The 16,660-nt window shown below is 58.5% G+C and carries 15 protein-coding genes and 2 rRNA genes; 14 read left to right on the forward strand and 3 right to left on the reverse strand.

All coding sequences use genetic code 11. The features are described 5' to 3' along the window. Nucleotides 1-171 precede the first annotated feature (171 nt). From QMX88_RS20835 to QMX88_RS20845, 3 genes are all read left to right on the forward strand, one after another. Complete coding sequence (locus QMX88_RS20835; RefSeq protein ID WP_192173064.1) at nucleotides 172-864, forward strand: HAD-IA family hydrolase; 693 nt, start codon at nucleotides 172-174, stop codon at nucleotides 862-864. A 143-nt stretch (nucleotides 865-1,007) separates the two neighbouring features. Then, nucleotides 1,008-1,331: a type II toxin-antitoxin system RelE/ParE family toxin gene (locus QMX88_RS20840; protein ID WP_282372116.1), complete on the forward strand. Its 324-nt coding sequence runs from the start codon at nucleotides 1,008-1,010 to the stop codon at nucleotides 1,329-1,331. Next, a complete protein-coding gene (locus QMX88_RS20845) occupies nucleotides 1,328-1,630 on the forward strand; it encodes a helix-turn-helix domain-containing transcriptional regulator (RefSeq protein WP_065990926.1) in 303 nt (100 codons plus the stop codon). The genes QMX88_RS20840 and QMX88_RS20845 overlap by 4 nt, the downstream gene beginning before the upstream one ends. A gap of 8 nt (nucleotides 1,631-1,638) precedes the next feature. Here QMX88_RS20845 and QMX88_RS20850 read toward each other — a convergent pair whose 3' ends face one another. Further along, on the reverse strand, nucleotides 1,639-2,604 hold the full coding sequence (locus tag QMX88_RS20850; RefSeq protein WP_282372119.1) for a LysR family transcriptional regulator: 966 nt from the start codon (nucleotides 2,602-2,604) through the stop codon (nucleotides 1,639-1,641). 304 nt (nucleotides 2,605-2,908) lie between these two features. Between QMX88_RS20850 and QMX88_RS20855 the strand changes: the two genes are divergently transcribed. The 11 genes from QMX88_RS20855 (at nucleotide 2,909) to QMX88_RS20905 (ending at nucleotide 16,273) form a co-directional block, all read left to right on the forward strand. Beyond that, entirely contained in the window at nucleotides 2,909-3,787 is an 879-nt protein-coding gene (locus QMX88_RS20855; RefSeq protein WP_192173067.1) for an amino acid ABC transporter permease, read from the forward strand. Between the two features lie 21 nt (nucleotides 3,788-3,808). Beyond that, nucleotides 3,809-4,573, forward strand: a complete 765-nt coding sequence (locus QMX88_RS20860) for an amino acid ABC transporter ATP-binding protein (RefSeq protein WP_192173068.1) — start codon at nucleotides 3,809-3,811, stop codon at nucleotides 4,571-4,573. A gap of 22 nt (nucleotides 4,574-4,595) precedes the next feature. Next, nucleotides 4,596-5,417 carry an ABC transporter substrate-binding protein gene (locus QMX88_RS20865; RefSeq protein WP_282372120.1) on the forward strand — a complete coding sequence of 274 codons (822 nt, stop codon included), beginning with the start codon at nucleotides 4,596-4,598 and terminating at the stop codon, nucleotides 5,415-5,417. A gap of 99 nt (nucleotides 5,418-5,516) precedes the next feature. Continuing rightward, a complete protein-coding gene (locus QMX88_RS20870) occupies nucleotides 5,517-6,701 on the forward strand; it encodes an MFS transporter (RefSeq protein ID WP_282372121.1) in 1,185 nt (394 codons plus the stop codon). Between the two features lie 173 nt (nucleotides 6,702-6,874). Then, on the forward strand, nucleotides 6,875-7,879 hold the full coding sequence (locus QMX88_RS20875) for an aldo/keto reductase (RefSeq protein ID WP_282372122.1): 1,005 nt from the start codon (nucleotides 6,875-6,877) through the stop codon (nucleotides 7,877-7,879). A gap of 227 nt (nucleotides 7,880-8,106) precedes the next feature. Next, nucleotides 8,107-8,850 carry a GntR family transcriptional regulator gene (locus QMX88_RS20880; RefSeq protein WP_282372123.1) on the forward strand — a complete coding sequence of 248 codons (744 nt, stop codon included), beginning with the start codon at nucleotides 8,107-8,109 and terminating at the stop codon, nucleotides 8,848-8,850. 152 nt (nucleotides 8,851-9,002) lie between these two features. After that, on the forward strand, nucleotides 9,003-9,758 hold the full coding sequence (locus tag QMX88_RS20885) for a thioesterase II family protein (RefSeq protein ID WP_282372124.1): 756 nt from the start codon (nucleotides 9,003-9,005) through the stop codon (nucleotides 9,756-9,758). A gap of 742 nt (nucleotides 9,759-10,500) precedes the next feature. Continuing rightward, complete coding sequence (locus QMX88_RS20890) at nucleotides 10,501-11,280, forward strand: DUF3050 domain-containing protein (RefSeq protein ID WP_282372125.1); 780 nt, start codon at nucleotides 10,501-10,503, stop codon at nucleotides 11,278-11,280. A 48-nt stretch (nucleotides 11,281-11,328) separates the two neighbouring features. Further along, entirely contained in the window at nucleotides 11,329-12,273 is a 945-nt protein-coding gene (locus QMX88_RS20895) for a diiron oxygenase (RefSeq protein ID WP_282372127.1), read from the forward strand. After that, the gene (locus tag QMX88_RS20900) at nucleotides 12,270-15,728 is read left to right on the forward strand and encodes a non-ribosomal peptide synthetase (protein ID WP_282372128.1); all 3,459 of its coding nucleotides are present in this window, start codon (nucleotides 12,270-12,272) and stop codon (nucleotides 15,726-15,728) included. Before QMX88_RS20895 ends, QMX88_RS20900 begins: the two co-directional genes overlap by 4 nt. 41 nt (nucleotides 15,729-15,769) lie before the next feature. Continuing rightward, entirely contained in the window at nucleotides 15,770-16,273 is a 504-nt protein-coding gene (locus QMX88_RS20905; protein ID WP_282372129.1) for an SRPBCC family protein, read from the forward strand. Between the two features lie 83 nt (nucleotides 16,274-16,356). On the opposite strand, the gene rrf (QMX88_RS20910) is transcribed toward QMX88_RS20905, so the two are convergent. Both rrf (QMX88_RS20910) and rrf (QMX88_RS29825) read right to left on the reverse strand, forming a co-directional pair. Further along, a 5S ribosomal RNA gene (gene rrf, locus QMX88_RS20910) occupies nucleotides 16,357-16,472 on the reverse strand. Nucleotides 16,473-16,579: 107 nt separating this feature from the next. Beyond that, nucleotides 16,580-16,660 (reverse strand): 5S ribosomal RNA (gene rrf / locus QMX88_RS29825); the annotation flags it as partial.

Below are 16,660 nucleotides of genomic sequence, written 5' to 3' on the forward strand. Positions count from 1 at the left end.
CCTTGACCCCGGAGGGTTTCGGCGCCACACAGAGCGGCCGTGCAGCACCTTGCGCTGCCGAGAGCCCGGCGAGATTAGCACTTGGCGAGAACGTTTTGCAGCCGTTGCGCCTAGCCACGACGTTCGCCGAAGCGTTAGGCTGAACGCCAATTTGCTAACGGGATCGATGAGATGAGCGAAGTGCAAAAGCCCAAGGGTCCGGTCAAGGCGGTGATCTTCGACATGGACGGCCTGCTGCTGGACACCGAAGGCATCTACACCGAAGTGACCGACACCATCGCCAAGTGGCACGGCAAGACGTTCGACTGGGCCGTGAAGCAGCACTCCATTGGCCGCGGCTCCCAGGATTTCGCCGAATACGTGATCCGCGCGCTCGAGCTGCCGATGTCTCCCGAAGAGTTCCTGACCGTTCGCCAACCGATGCTGGACGAGCGTTTCCCGCACGCCAAGCCGATGCGTGGCGCCGAGGCACTGGTGCGTCACCTTGCCGAGCACAACATCCCGATTGCGGTGGGCACCAGTTCTTCCCTTCACTATTTCCACGCGAAGACGAGCAATCATCGCGCCTGGTTTGAGCTGTTCAAAGACGTGGTGACGGCGGATCACGCCGAGGTCACAGCGGCCAAGCCTGCGCCGGACATCTTCCTGGCTGCGGCGCGCCACTTGGGTGTGGACCCAAAGGATTGTGTGGTGTTCGAAGACTCGCCTTTCGGCGTCACCGCTGCTAAGACCGCAGGGATGTACGCCGTGGCCGTACCGGACTCACACATGCCGATCGAGCAATACGCGCACGCCGACCTGATTTTGGGTTCGCTGACGGAGTTTCCGCTGGAAGATTGGGGTTTGCCGGGCTTTAGCAGCTGATTATCTGCGCATGCGGAGGCGCGGTTGGCCTAGATTCCTGGAGGGGAAAAATCTAGGCCATGCGTTCGCGCTGAAAATTCCTACCGGGCACATCCGTTCAGACGGGCATATTGATCGATTGCATCAACGCTATCGTTCGCGCCATGAATCAGGTCAGACATTACCTCAGCGCAAACGGCGACGATCTTTATCAGCAATGGCTTGATGAGCTCAAAGACCGATCCGCGAAAGCCAGAATCACCACGCGCATCAACCGGGTCGCTGCAGGTGCATTGGGCGACTGCAAGCCTATTGGAAGTGGCGTGTGGGAATTGCGGGTCGATCACGGACCGGGTTATAGGGTTTACTACGCCCAGGCAGGTAAGCAGCTAATCTTGCTGCTTCTGGGAGGCGATAAGCGCCACCAGCGATCTGACATTGTTAAAGCCATTGATTGCTGGCACGACTATCAGCGGAGAAGGCCATGACGAGCTCACGTGATCACGACGAAACAGTCATTGCGATGATTCGGGACGACCCCGCATTCGCAGCGGAGTATTTGCGAATTGCATTTGAAGAATTGGACGAAGAAGGCGGCGATGCCGGCTTTCTTGCAGCGTTAAGACATGTTGTTGAGGCTCGAGGCGGAATAGCATTCATAGCAGAAAAAGCCGGCATACCTCATGAAAGCCTTCGTCGAGCGCTATCCCCCAAAGGCAATCCCACGTTGAAAACCATGCGCCAAGTGGTACACGCCACCGGGCTCACGTTCGCGGCAATCGCGTGACATTTACCCTACAGCCCCACCCTCAAATCCACCCCCAGCGCCCGCGCGAACGCCTTGACCAGCGGGCTTCGTGGGGCGTTGTGTCTCAGGATGAGGTTGACGGGCGTGCGCAGGAAGATCAGGTCGGGGCGCAAGGCGCGGAGTAGGCCGTCGCGGATCAGATTGCGCGTGTAGTGCTCGGGGAGAAAGCCGATGAAGCGGCCGGTCATGATCATCATGGCGACCGCTTCTACCTGAGAGGCTGATGCGCACTGGCTGTCCGAATTAACAAAGCTCGCCTTGTCGCGATGGATCGCATAGCGATGATTCACGATGTCGAATGCGCGCAGGCTGTCGATGCCCAGGGCGCTGTCATCCGCCTCGAACAGCGGATGCCCCACTGCGCAATACGCGTGGGAGGTCTCTTCGTACAGCTCGAAATAATCAAACTCTTCGCGCCGCTGATACACCGGCACGATGCCAAGACTCACCCGCCCTTCGACCATTGCGCGCTCGACTTCATCCAGTTGGGACGCTTGCAGGCGCAGTCTGACTTTGGGCGCTTCATCGTGCATTACTCTAAGCGCGGCAATTAGCGGCGAACTTTTATCGGTCAGAGTGTTATCAATTACGCCGACACTCAAATCGCCAATCAACTCATTCTGCGCTGAACTAATCCGGTCGCGAAAACTGTCCACCGAGGCGAACAGTTCGATAGCCGCCTGATAGACAAGCTTGCCCTCTTCAGTCAGATGAAACCCTTCCCGACCACGTGTGCAGAGGCGCATGCCGATACGGATTTCAAGATCCGAGATCTGCTTGCTGATGGCTGCAAGGCCCACGTTCAGCTCGTTCTGGGCGGCGCTGAAGCCACCCGCCTCCACCACGGCCTGAAACACCCGCAACAGCTTGAAGTCCATTCCGCTGAGAGTAAGAGGGGGGCGTATTCCCGGTTTAGGCGGCACGTTTCCAGAATTGGAAAGTGGAGTTTCCATAATGCTTATTGACCTCGCCTATTGGATTCAACAGGCTCTGACTCACAACAAATACGTGCCCGGTTGATAATAATGAACACAGAAAAACCTGATTGGCAACCGCGTACGGGGTACTCCGCTTCATAAGCCGAAAGCGGATCCAACATTAATTAACCTGACACTTTGATCAGGACTTTCAACTCGTAACTGCCCTCTATCCAGGACGATTCCATGCTGCAACGGCGGGCCTACGTCGTGGCAGGAAGGCTGGCTAGGGTTGCCCAGATCAGGCAGGCACGGTCTGCATACAGCTTCGGAGAGACACATGAATCAGAATCAGGCGGAGCAGCTGCAAGCCGAGCGCAGGAAAACCGAAAACGCGTTCGACATCACCCAGTACGAACACGTCCCGCGCCGCTATTACGGGCGCATTTTCTTCGCGGCCCTGATCATCATTGCCCTCGCCGGCCTGGCCCGCGCGTTTGCCAACGGGCAGATCGAGTGGAGTTACATCGGCCAGTTCCTGACCTCCGAAGCCATTCTGTGGGGACTGCTGAACACGATCGTCATGTCGATTCTGGCGATGGTGCTCGGGGTGGTGATCGGCGTGGTCACGGCCATCATGCGCATGTCGGCAAATCCGATTTTGCGTTACGTCGCGATCACCTACACCTGGCTGTTTCGCGGCACGCCGTTGATTCTGCAGCTGCTGCTGTGGTTTAACCTGGCGCTTATCTTCCCGGTCATCGGCATTCCCGGCGTGTTCGAGATCGACACGGTCAGCCTGATGACACCCTTCGTTGCCGCATTGCTGGGCCTGAGCATCAATCAGGGCGCTTATACCGCAGAGGTCGTGCGCGCAGGCTTGCTGTCCGTGGACACCGGTCAGTACGAAGCCGCCAAGTCCATCGGCATGCCGCGCCTGCAGGCTCTGCGCCGGGTGATTCTGCCCCAGGCCATGCGCGTAATCATCCCGCCGGTCGGCAACGAATTCATCGGCATGGTGAAGATGACCAGCCTGGCCAGCGTCATCCAGTATTCCGAATTGCTGCACAACGCGCAGAACATCTACTACGCCAACGCCCGTGTCATGGAGCTGCTGATCGTCGCAGGGATCTGGTACCTGGCGGTGGTGACTGTCCTGTCGTTCGGCCAAAGCCGGCTGGAGCTGCGCTTTGCCCGCGGCGCCGGCAAGCGTTCGTAAGTCAGGCCCAGGAGAATCAGCATGAGAAGCATCGTCAAAGCCGTCGGCCTGAACAAATACTACGACCAGTTCCACGCCCTCAAAGACGTCAGCATTGAAGTCGAGCAAGGCGAAGTTTTGTGCATTATCGGGCCCTCGGGCTCGGGCAAGAGCACGCTGCTGCGGTGCGTTAATCAGCTCGAAAAAATCGACAAGGGCGGTTTGTGGGTTGACGGTGAACTGGTGGGCTACCGCATCGTCGGCAACAAACTGCACGAGCTGACGGACGCTCAGATTGCCCGTCAGCGTTTGAGCACCGGCATGGTGTTTCAGCGCTTCAATCTCTTCCCGCACATGACCGCTTTGCAGAACGTGATCGAAGGCCCGATCCAGGTGCTCAAGCGCTCGCCCAAAGAGGCTACCGAGGAAGCCACCGAGTTGCTGGCCCGTGTCGGGCTGGCGGACAAGCGTCATTCCTATCCCGTCGAGCTTTCCGGCGGTCAGCAACAGCGTGTCGCCATCGCTCGCGCACTGGCAATGCGGCCCAAGCTGATGCTGTTCGACGAACCCACTTCCGCCCTCGATCCGGAGTTGGTGGGCGAAGTGTTGTCGGTCATGCGGGACCTGGCGCACAGCGGCATGACCATGATCGTCGTAACACACGAACTGGGCTTTGCCCGCGAAGTTTCCAACCGGATGGTGTTCATGGACGGCGGCCAGATTGTGGAGGCCGGCACCCCGGAAGACATACTAATAAGCCCACAAAACCCAAGAACCCAAAGCTTCATTTCTGCCGTTCGCACTTAAACCAGAACAAACGAGAACGACCATGAAAAAGATCCTCATCCCCAGTTTGCTCGCCGGCCTGATGGCGTCCGCGTCAGTGTTCGCCGCGCTGCCCGCCAGCCTCAAGGACAAGGGCGAAATCACCGCCGCCATCGTGCCGAACTACCCGCCGATGGATTTCAAAGACACCAGCACCAATATGCTGACCGGCCTGGATGTGGATCTCGGCAACGCCCTGGCCGAGCGCCTTGGCGTCAAGATCAAATGGCAGGAAACCGCCTTCGAGCAGATGGTCAGCGGCCTGGTCACCAAGCGCTTCGATATCATTCTGTCGGGCATGACTGACACGGCCGAGCGGCAGAAGTCGGTAACGTTCATTGACTACTTCGCCAGCGGCCCGCAGCTGTACACGCTGACCAAAAACGCTGATCTGAACGAGCCGGCCGATTTGTGCGGCAAGAAAGTCGGCACCAGCCGCCGTACCAGCTGGCCTGCGGAAATCGCCGCGTGGAGCAAGGAAAACTGCGAAGCGAAAGGCAAGCCGGCGATCATCGTCAGTGGCTCCGAAGGCTCCGCCGATGCCCGCGCGCAACTGCGTCAGGGCCGGCTTGACGCCGCGATGCAGGGCAGCGAAACCATTCCGTACCTGATGTCCCAGGAGAAGGACACGTACAAGCCGCTCGGTCTGGCGATCTCGAAACAGTTCACCGGCCTGGGCGTCAGCAAGTCCAACCCTGAACTGGCGGCGGCCATCGCCGAAGCGATGCAAGCCATGGTCGACGACGGCACCTACGGCAAAATCCTCAAAAAGTGGGAGCTGGAACAGGGCGCGGTGACCAAGGTCGGGATGAATCAAGGTCAGTAGTAAACGGTCGGACAGCGGACGCCGCCCATGTGGGAGCGCCTTATCGGTGCTCCCGCAAAGGATTTGTACCGAGGCTTGAACAAGGACGGAAAAACACCAGTGGCCACTTACTCCCTCGTCATCCGCCGGTTGATGATCTGCTCGCTGACCATCGTCATGAGCCGGGCGATGACCAGCCCGTTGCTGTCATTGTTCCTCAGCACAAGACTGGGACTCAACCAGCAAGACGTCGGGCTGCTGATGGGCATCGCGGTGTTCATCGCTACGCTGCTGGGGCTGTACGGTGGTTACATCATCGACCGGCTGGAAAAGCGCAAATTGCTGATCCTGGCGATGCTGTCCAGTGCCGTGGGCTTCTCGCTGCTGACCTTCGCCCACAACGTCTACCTGACGACACTCACGCTGGTGATCACTGAGACGGCGTCGGCGCTGTTTCTCATCGGCTCCAAAGCAATCATCAGCGAAAACCTGCCCATCGGGCAGCGGGCGAAGGTGTTCTCGCTGCGCTACACCCTCACCAACATCGGCTACGCCACAGGCCCGATGCTCGGCGTGGTCATTGCCGGGCACCTGCCGCTGGCGCCGTTTTTCATCGCCAGCGCCATCGCGTTCTGCAGCCTTTTTCTGATGCTTGGCGTCCCGCGCACAGTCGCTGATACCGAACACCCACCGCGCAGCTTTCTCGACACCCTGATCACGCTGAAAAACGACCGCACACTGATTCTGTTCACGGGCGGCAGCTTGCTCAGCACCATCGTGCACGGCCGGTATACGTTGTACCTGTCGCAGTTTCTGCTGGTCACGCATACGGCGGAACAGGCGTTGAAAATCCTGTCAGCCGTGCTGGCGTGCAACGCGGTAACAGTCATCCTGATGCAGTACCAGATCGGCCGTTTCTTGAAGCGCGAGCAACTGCCGTACTGGATATGCCTCGGGACAGCCTTGTTCGCGATCGGACTCATCGGCTTCAGTTTTGCCGAAACGACCCTGGCCTGGTGTGCTGCGATGTTCGTCTTCACGTTAGGCGAGATGATCATTTATCCCGCCGAATACCTGTTCGTCGACACCATCGCGCCCGATCACCTTCGCGGCAGCTACTTGGGTGCGCAGAATCTGGCGGCCTTCGGCGGAGCGTTGAGCCCGGTGATCTGCGGCTACTTATTGATCAATAGCCCGGCGCCGACCATGTTTTATGTCCTTGCGTGCCTGACGGCCATGGGCGGCACATTGTGCTTCCTGGCCGGACGACACGCGAAGCTCGCTCACGCAGACATCGCGCTCTGAGCCCGCGCTCGCCACACGCGGCTCCGTCAATTTGTCACTTTTCAAAACCCGCCCAAACAGGTGAGTATGTCCGGCCTTGAGCTGTCGGTCTGATCGGTCTTTACGAGACGCCTTGCAAGCCTGTCCCAGACTGTCCTGATTTCCACTTCTCCGACGAAAAGGATATTCGAGCAATGAAATACCGCACCCTTGGCCAATCCGGCCTTCAGGTTTCAACGCTGACACTGGGCTCCATGATGTTCGGCGTGCAAACCGACACCGAAGAATCCCTGCGCATCATCGACAAGGCCTGGGATGAAGGCGTCAACTTCATCGACACAGCCAACGTCTACAACGCCGGCCGGTCTGAGGAAATCGTTGGCGAGGCCATCGCCAGACGGCGCAGCGAGTGGGTCCTTGCCACCAAAGTCGGCAGCAGCTCGGGCAACACTGCACCCAACTCCAGCGGCCTGAACCGCAAGCACATCTTCAATGAAATCGAATCCAGCCTGCGTCGTCTCGACACCGATTACATCGACATTCATTACCTGCACAAGGAAGACCACAACACGCCACTCGAAGTGACCGTGTCTGCCATTGGCGATCTGATTCGCGAGGGCAAGATCCGTTACTGGGGCGTGTCGAACTTTCGCGGCTGGCGCATCGCTGAAGTGGTCAACGTCGCTCAGCGTCTGGGCGTCGACAAACCGGTGATCAGCCAGCCGCTGTACAACATCGTCAATCGCCAGGCCGAGCTGGAGCAGATCACTGCGGCGAAGTTCTACGGCTTGGGCGTCGTACCCTACAGCCCGCTGGCGCGCGGCGTGTTGAGTGGCAAGTACGCCCCCGACGTTACGCCGGACAGCAGCACCCGCGCCGGCCGTCAGGACAAGCGCATTCTGGAAACCGAATGGCGCAGCGAGTCGTTGCACATCGCCCAGAAACTGCAGGCGTATACCCAGGCCAAAGGCGTAGGTCTGGTGGAGTTCGCGATCGCTTGGGTGCTGAACAATCAGGCCGTGACCTCTGCCATTGTCGGGCCACGCACCGAGGACCAATGGGACAGTTACACCAAAGCGCTCAGCGTGAACATCACTGGCGAGGACGAAGCGTTCATCGACTCCCTCGTGACACCCGGGCATGCGTCCACGCCGGGTTTCAATGATGTGCAGCATTTCGTGACGGGCCGTTATATCTGACACAGATTGACTGTGAAGCCAGCCTCGGTTGCCGCGAAGGACTTGCGTCATCGAGGCCGGGCATCCCGTTCTCAATCCCCGATTGATGGCAATACCTGTACGCTCAATCCCTTGTAGAATGCCGCGCCGAGACCGCCTGCTAAACTTGTATCAAAGTTTGACAAGGACAGCAGCGGTCTCTAGTGTTTCATTGGATCCAATAACTGGTCAACCGAAGAAGATCAAGCATGCGCAGGACTGAGAAAGAGCAATTTCTGCGGGAAACCCTGGGTGATGAGCAGCCGCCTGCGCATCTGGCGCGTGCAATCATCGAAGAAAAACTGCGCAGCGCCATTCTTGAAGGACGCCTCCCGGCAGGCATCGCACTGCGCCAGCAAGAGCTGGCGACGCTTTTCGGTGTCAGCCGCATGCCCGTCCGCGAGGCGCTGCGTCAGCTGGAAGCTCAATCGTTGCTGCGCGTCGAGACCCACAAAGGTGCGGTCGTTGCCCCGTTGATCAACGAGGATGCTACGGATGCCTATGCGTTGCGCATCCTGTTGGAGTCCGAGGCCTTGCGCCAGTCGATCCCGCTCCTGACCGCCGAAGACATCAGCACTGCGCGTGGGTACATCGAACAGCTTGAGGTCGAAACCGACTACAGCATCATGGGCACGCTCAACCGCCAGTTCCACATGGCGCTGTATTCCAGGGCGCACAACACCCGCCTGCTCAAACTGGTCGAGGACGGCTTGAACGAGGAAGAGCGTTTTCTGCGCTTCAATCTCAAGCAAATGAACCTGGGCAAGGTGTCCCAGCACGACCACTACGAATTGCTGGAAATGGCCGGTGCCGGTGACGTGGACGCCACGATCGAGGCGCTGACTCATCACTTGAATCGGGGTGTTGAGGCCATCAACGCCTACTTGAGCGCCCGTAAGGCGGAAGAGGCAAAACCTGCAGCGGCCTCACGAAAACGTGCCGTCACCCAGTAACATTCACTGCTGTATCCAATCTTGACCTTGCTTGCTACCGGCTAATCGGCCGAGAAGCACAAGGGATCAACGAACGCCGTTCATGACGGCGTATGCGCCGAAGGACCCGGCTCCACGGTTATGACGCCTTTATCAAGGCTCGGGGAAGCTGAGTGCAAGCCGAAAAGAACAAATGGCTGATGGTCGTCAATTCCGGACAACCCGTCAGAACACGCCTGATTTGCTGTCCTCACGTAGGAGGCGATCCTGAGCATTTTCGTGACTGGTCCGAAGGACTTGCCGATCACATCGAGCTGGTAACGCTGCGCCTGCCCGGTCACGGCAGTCGGCTCAAGGAAACGGCCTACGATCAGTGGGCGCCCTTGTTGCAAGACACCTTCTTCGCCTTGCAGCCCTATCTGAGCGAACCCCACGCGTTTTACGGCCATAGCTTCGGCGGTCGGGTCGCTTATGAAATGGCTAGGCTGGCGCAGAATCATTACCCGAATCTGACACGCCATCTGTTCGTGTCCGGCTGCCGCAGCCCTGACAGCCGACAACCCTGGCCGTATCTACACACGCTGCCGCAAGACGACTTCATTCAAGCGCTTATCAAGTTGGGCGTGCTCCCGAACACGTTCGCGCAGGATAAGAAACGCCTGAAGCTGCTGGAGCCTGTCGTGCGCAGCGACGTAAAGCTGTCGGAGATCTGGTCGCACTGCGCCGATGAGGGCCTAAACATCCCGTTGACCGGTCTGTACGGCAGCGATGATCCGGTCGCTACAGCCGCCAGCATGATGAAATGGCGAGAGTTCACGCGTCGCGAGTTCGAGTTGATCGAAGTCCGCGGCACTCATGACTTTCTCAGCTCGCAACGCGACCGCCTGCTGCACATCATCAATACGCACCTCGGCTTGCTGGGCGGCTGAAGCAACATCGCCGCCCTCTCCTTCTGCATCGACTCCTCACGCCCTCCTTCTGATCTCTCCTACGACTAAAAGCCGGCCGTCCCACACTCGGCCGTCGCTAATGCACCTATCGTGAAACTTGGCCGTCGTTGACGCGGTGCACCGCCGTGTTCAGGCACACTCGAACGACGAATCGGTCTGCAGCCGGTTCAGGGAAAGCAGTTCTCATGGAGCGGCAAAAGGAGCATTGCCCTGGGCGGAGACATTGAAGTGAAACCCCGAATGTCGCCCAAACCAAAAAATCTCAAAAAACTGTATTAGCCCGATAAAGCGCAACGCTGAACGAGGTATTCGTTCATTAATTTCAATTCTGGCATTAATGAGCCGGAAGGGTTGCGTTCGCCCTAATAAAACTTAATCAAGAAGTTTTATCGCCTACGCTCGGGCACGATTTATATAGGCCGTTAATTATATTAAAAAGTATTTGCGAAACCATTTGAAACTGTTCTAACGTTTTCTGGCCGGCAACGCTTATGGGCCATTCGTCCACAAACGCTGGTCAGCGAGGGCATAGACCACGTGAGCATGCCTTATTAAATCCTGCACGATTGTTGACCATTAATGAAGTAACGTTCGCAGCCTCTTATTGCCCGATAGTTACGGGAGTCCATTTCGGCCGCTCTTATACGGGCACTTAAGACGACCGCTAATTTCGGTAATTAAAAGAGTGTGTGACGCACTCAATCTCATCAAGGAAGTAAAAATGGATCTGTTAAAACAGCAACTTATCGCAAAGAAATCAGTGCTAAGCGCGCACCCTGTTTTTTCCGAAATTGATTCACTGCACGCTCTGCAGCGGTTCATGGAGGTGCATGTGTTCGCGGTCTGGGACTTTATGTCACTGACCAAACGGCTGCAGCAGGAACTGACCTGCACCCGACTCCCCTGGTTGCCGCCGCGAGACCCGAAGGCAGCACGGCTCATCAACGAAATCGTGTTGGGTGAGGAGTCGGATGATCGCCCCGGACGCCACGATCATTACAGCCACTTCGAGCTCTACCTGGATGCCATGCGCGAGATCGGCGCAAGCACCGCGCGCATCGAGCATTTCGTCGAACTGTTGCGCGAAGGCATTCACTACAAAACCGCGCTCGATAGCGTCGGCGCAGGCCGAGCGGCCACACACTTCGTCCGGGACACCCTCGACATCGCGCTGAATGCGCCGGCGCATTGCGTGGCTGCCGCGTTCCTGCACGGTCGCGAAAGCGTTATCCCACAGATGTTCCAGCGGATTCTTGACGACTGGGGCATCACTGCCGACAAGGCACCGACCTTTCGCTACTACCTGGAACGCCACATTGAGGTGGACTCCGAAGACCACGGCCCGGCTGCGGAATCGTTGCTGACCAGACTAGTCGCGGGCAATGAACAGCACCAGCACGAGGCCTATGCCGCCGCCGTCGCCGCAGTCGACAGCCGCATCGCGCTGTGGGACGCCGTGCAACTGACCCTGCGTGAAACGGCGCGGGAAGTCAGCGCATGAGCCCTCCCTCCTCCGCCACCGACTCGATACCCACACAAGGACGCCATCATGAAAGCCGAAGACTACTTGTCATTCGTTGATGCCTGGGAAGGTCGTGCGACGATTCGGACACGCCCGCGCCGCATCGTCGAAAACGATGAAAAACTGATCTACCCGCTCAGCCGCCAGCCACTGGTGCTAAGCGAGACGTTCACTCGCGAATGCGCTCATCTGCGCGATCTGGCGCTGGTACAGAGCCTGTACAAGTTCATCAACGACGTCGTGATTTTCGAGACCGAGATCGTCGACAAGACCGCGCGAAGCATCGCCAAAGACAACTTCGCCATTCGCTTTCCCTTCGCTTGCCGCTACGACGCCATGACCGTGGTCGTCGACGAGGATTACCACGCGCTGGTGGCAATGGACTTCATGCAGCAAACCATCGCATTGACCGGCATCCAGCCGATCCCTTTGCCGGAGGAAATCGAACTCAGCAGAGCCATCCCCGCTGCACTGGCATTGGCGCCAGACCACTTGCGCAGCGCGGTCGAGCTTATCTGCGTAGCGATTGCCGAGAACACCGTGACCAACGACGTAGCCGCGTTCGCCAAGGACGACACGGTGAAGCAGTCCGTCAAAGGCCTCATGGCCGACCACCTTCTTGATGAAGGACGGCACTCCGGCTTCTGGTCGCGGCTGGTCAGGATCTACTGGCACGCAGCGCCCCAACAGGACAAGGAAGTGATCGCGCAGATCCTCCCCGTGTTCATTGCTCAGTATTTGACCAATGACATCCAGAAGTCTTTTGACTTCGTTCTGATCGACAGCCTGCCGGTCACCGAGCCGATCAAGCAGGCGCTGAAGCAAGAAACACAGGCGATGTGCTTCCCGATCAATCGCCACCATCCGCTGGTGGGTAACATCATGCGTTTCTTCACCTCCAGCTCGATGCTCGACTCCCCCTGCGTCCAGCACGCCCTTGCCGACTATCTGCCGGCCGGAGGCTTGCAATGAAGCGCCTGGAAATTGTGCTCATCGGTTACAGCCGGGCGATGAGTGAGCTAAGTGCAGAACTGGACGCCCATGGGCATTCGATACACCTCCTGCGCGATGCGGCCGCGCTGGAGCTGACGCTGACAGCGCTTAAGGACGCGTCGATCATCATTGAGGACGGCACGCTGGAACTGCCCCATGCAGAATGGGGCGCGTTCAAGGCAGCCGTGCATCTTGGTCTCCGGGTAGGACTTACACCGGGGAGCGAGCGGGCACTGCCTGAACTGGAAATAGTGTGCTGGCTCGGGACAGCTACGGCGCAGCGCTTGATCGCACGCCATGCCGTGGCTGCCACGCTTTCCGGCAACGGCCGCGGGTTGCGGGACGCGGCGGTCGCAACGCTGGTGGACAACGTAGCGCTGCTGATCAGCCGGTTCTCGCGTGATACGGAGTACTTCGCGCGTGCCGAACGCATCGATCCGCCGCACGGGGAGCGCCAGGAAAGCGTGCTACGACTGGACCGACTGGCCTTCGAGCACTGCTTCAACTTCACTGCGGCGCCAGAGTTGCTGCGTGTTGCCGAGGAGACGCTGGTCGCACGTCTGGATCGGAGCTTTAGCGAATTCGCAGGGCGCACTGCGCTGAGTATCGACGGCGAGCGCATCAGCTACGACCAACTCCGCGCACACGGCGTCGCGATCCAGGCGCAGATTCAGGCCATGCTGCCGCGCGCTTCAGTTGAACCGGTGGTGATTGGCATTTGTATGCCGAAATCTGCGGCGCTGTTCGCCGGGATACTTGCCATTCTGGGCAATGGAGCGGTGTATCTGCCGCTGGATCCCAGCCAGCCTCTCCAGCGTCAGCAGTACATCCTCGAAAACGCGCATGCCTGTTTACTGTTGCACGATGGGACTCACCCGCTGGCGGGGGTTGCTGTGCCGGGGCTGGATATCAGCCACATCGAGATCGTGCCGACGGCGCAGTCGCTGATGCGCTATCGCCCGGAGACCGACGCGCCGTGCATGGCGCTCTACACCTCGGGCACGACCGGACACCCAAAAGGCGTGATGCTCAGCCAGCGCAACCTGAGCCACTTCACGGCCTGGTACGCCCACTATGTCGAGCTGTCCGAACACAGCCGGGTGCTGCAGTTCTCGACGCTGAGCTTCGATTCGTCGGTCATCGACATATTCCCCACCCTGCTCAGCGGCGCTGAACTGATCGTGGCGAACGACGATCAGCGTCGTGATCCGCTGCAACTGTTCGAGCTGCTGGATCAGAATCTCAGCCACGCGTTTCTGCCTCCAGCGTTGTTGAGCATCCTGCCGATTGACCGACCGCTGAAGCTCAAGCACTTGTGCACCGGCGGTGATGTCTGCGAGCCCTACGTGATTGAGCGCCTGGCAGCGCAATGTCACTTCCACAACCTGTACGGCCCGACCGAGGCCACGGTGTTGATCACCGCCGGCCGGTTCCAACCCGGCGGCAGCAACCGCAACCTGGGTCGCCCGATCGCCAACAGCCAAGTTCTGATTCTCGACGAGGATATGCAGCCCGTCGCGGACCAGACACCCGGCGAGCTCTACATCGTGGGTCCAGGCGTGTGCCTCGGTTACATCAACAATCCTGGACTTACCGATGAGCGCTACGTGAATGTCGCGCTGGGTGATGGCCAAAGCGTGGGCGCCTATCGCACCGGGGACATCGGCAAATGGACGAGCGCGGGCATCGAGTTGTCCGGGCGACGTGACAACCAGGTGAAGATCCGTGGATTCAGGGTAGAGCCCGAGGAGATCGAGCACTGCCTGCGCGACAGCCAGCTGTACCGACAAGTCGCGGTGGTGATTGACGACCAGCGACGCATCCTGGCTTTTCTCGCGCAACCGCACGGCGTGGAGCCGGACGCCGCCCGGCATTTGCTCAAGGACCATGTCGCAGGGTTGTTGCCCGACTATATGCGGCCGACCGCCTACACGGAGTTGGCGAGCATGCCGTTTGCCAGCAACGGCAAGGTCGATCGCAAGGCGCTGTTGCAGCTGCCAGTGAACCTGCTGGAGCAAGCCCCACGCCGTTTGCCCGACACCGAAAACGAGAGGCTTCTTCTTACGTTTTGGGCCGATCTGCTTGAGCTTCCGCCTGACGAAATATCAACTGACGAGAGCTTCTTCAATCTGGGTGGCCATTCGATCCTGCTGTCGCAAATGCTGCTGGGGATTCGCGAACGGTTCGGCCGCAGCATTCCGATCAACCGCTTCATTGAGGCGCCAACGCTGACCAATCTGGCGTCGCTGCTCGACAGCGACGGCACCACCTCATGGACCGTCAGCCCGCAAGCCTTCCGGGATGCTTCGGCGCCCTTCGAGCTGCCGGTACTGCCTGTGGAGCGCATGGGCGACGTACACAAAGTCATCGTCACCGGCGCCAATGGTTTTCTCGGTGTTCACATCGTCGAAGCGCTGTTGGCATGGGGCGCAACCGAGGTTGCGTGTCTGGTACGTGAAAGCGCAGGGATGACGGCCCAAGACCGCTTTATCCAGGCACTGCGCGAAAACCGTCTCGATCATCTGGATCTGGCGCGCGTACGGGTTTATGCCGCCGACGTCACGCGGCCACAGCTCGGGCTGAGTAACCAGGTATATGAGCGGCTTGATCGCGAGTTTGGCGCGCTGGTGCACAACGCTGCCAACGTCAACCACGTTCAGGACTACGAGACGCTGGCCAAGGATAACGTCGAGCCGATTTTCGAATGCCTGAAGCTGTGTGAAGGGCGCAGCAAGAAGGTGCTCAACTTCGTATCTACGCTCTCTGCTTCAAGCGCCGTCGGGACTGACGGTCGCGTCCTCGAAGCGCCTGCTGCCGAGACTCCGCCAATCTACATCAAGAACGGCTACAACCTCTCCAAGTGGGTCGCCGAGCGGATCCTGCAGCAAGCCCGTGATCGAGGCGCGTGGGTGAACATCTACCGGCCTGGCAATATCGCCTTCAACAGCACGACCGGTGTCTGCCAGCCGCACAAGAATCGCCTGATGCTGATGCTCAAGGGGTCGATGCAACTGGGCCAGGTCCCGGATTTCTCCATGACCTTCGACTTGATGCCTGTCGACTTCCTCGCCCGATTCATTGGCTTTCACGCCAGTCGTTACCAGCCGGCACACGCAGTCTTCAACCTCCACAACCCGGAGCCGTTGAGCTGGAGCAATTACGTCAGCGCGTTCCGTGAAGCGGGCAGTGATTTCGAGATGGTCAGCGTCAGTGAGTGGCAAACCCAATTGAACCGCGTGGACAGCGGCAACGCTTTATTCGGCGTGCTCGGCTTTTACCTCGATGGGTTTGAGGAAGACATCGGAGACATATCAATGATCGCCTACCAGAACGCCCATGCGGGTGTTCAACGGATGGGCGAAAGCTACCCCTCGAAAACCCCGGCACTGCTGCGCAAAGGCTGCGAGTACCTGAAAGAGATTGCCTTCATCTGATACACCCCAACGCAACTCCCCCTTAAGTTATGGAGAACAACATGAACGTTATTCAGCCGCTCAACACCCTTGGCTCCCTTTCGCCCGATACGCTGATTACCAATCCTGGAGGAGAACCTGTGGTTTCTGCAATCTCGATCAACGCACCTGCGCGTGAGGTCTGGAAGATCGTAGGCGATTTCGGTGGTTTCACCCATTTCATACCGCAACTGGAAAGCATCGAAGTGGTTGGCGAAGGTCCTGGGTCGATACGTTACAAGAAATTCAAGGAGGGTGGTCTGCGGGTTGTCGAGCAACTCAACTCTCGTGACGACGACGAGATGTTTATGACATGGACGACCATCTACAACAATCTAGGTGTCAGCAGGCTCTGGGCCGCGATGACGGTCGCCCCCAAAGGCCGTGCAAGCTGCGTCGCTACTTGGACCATCGTTGCCGAGCCTACAGATGCCAACCCGATAAGCGCTGAGGGATTCAGAAAGTTTTTACAGGACTTTGCTGATGGTGCGATGAAGAATGTGCCCGGAGCTGTGATGCGCTCATAGCCTAGGCCTGCTGCGTTTCAGTGCCGGCGGTTTAAACGACAAAACCCCAGTCTGCGTAAGCAGACTGGGGTTTCGGAATTCAATCTTGACGATGACCTACTCTCACATGGGGAAACCCCACACTACCATCGGCGATGCACCGTTTCACTGCTGAGTTCGGGATGGGATCAGGTGGTTCCAGCACTCTATGGTCGTCAAGAAATTCTGTAGCCGATCCGTTACTGATGTAACGTTCCAGCGAAAATGTATGACCTTCACTTAAAACAAAACCCCATCTGCTTTCGCAAATGGGGTTCTGGAATTTAATCTTGACGATGACCTACTCTCACATGGGGAAACCCCACACTACCATCGGCGATGCATCGTTTCACTGCTGAGTTCGGGATG

It is taken from the genome of Pseudomonas sp. PS02290, from assembly GCF_029960075.1.
Lineage (GTDB): Bacteria > Pseudomonadota > Gammaproteobacteria > Pseudomonadales > Pseudomonadaceae > Aquipseudomonas.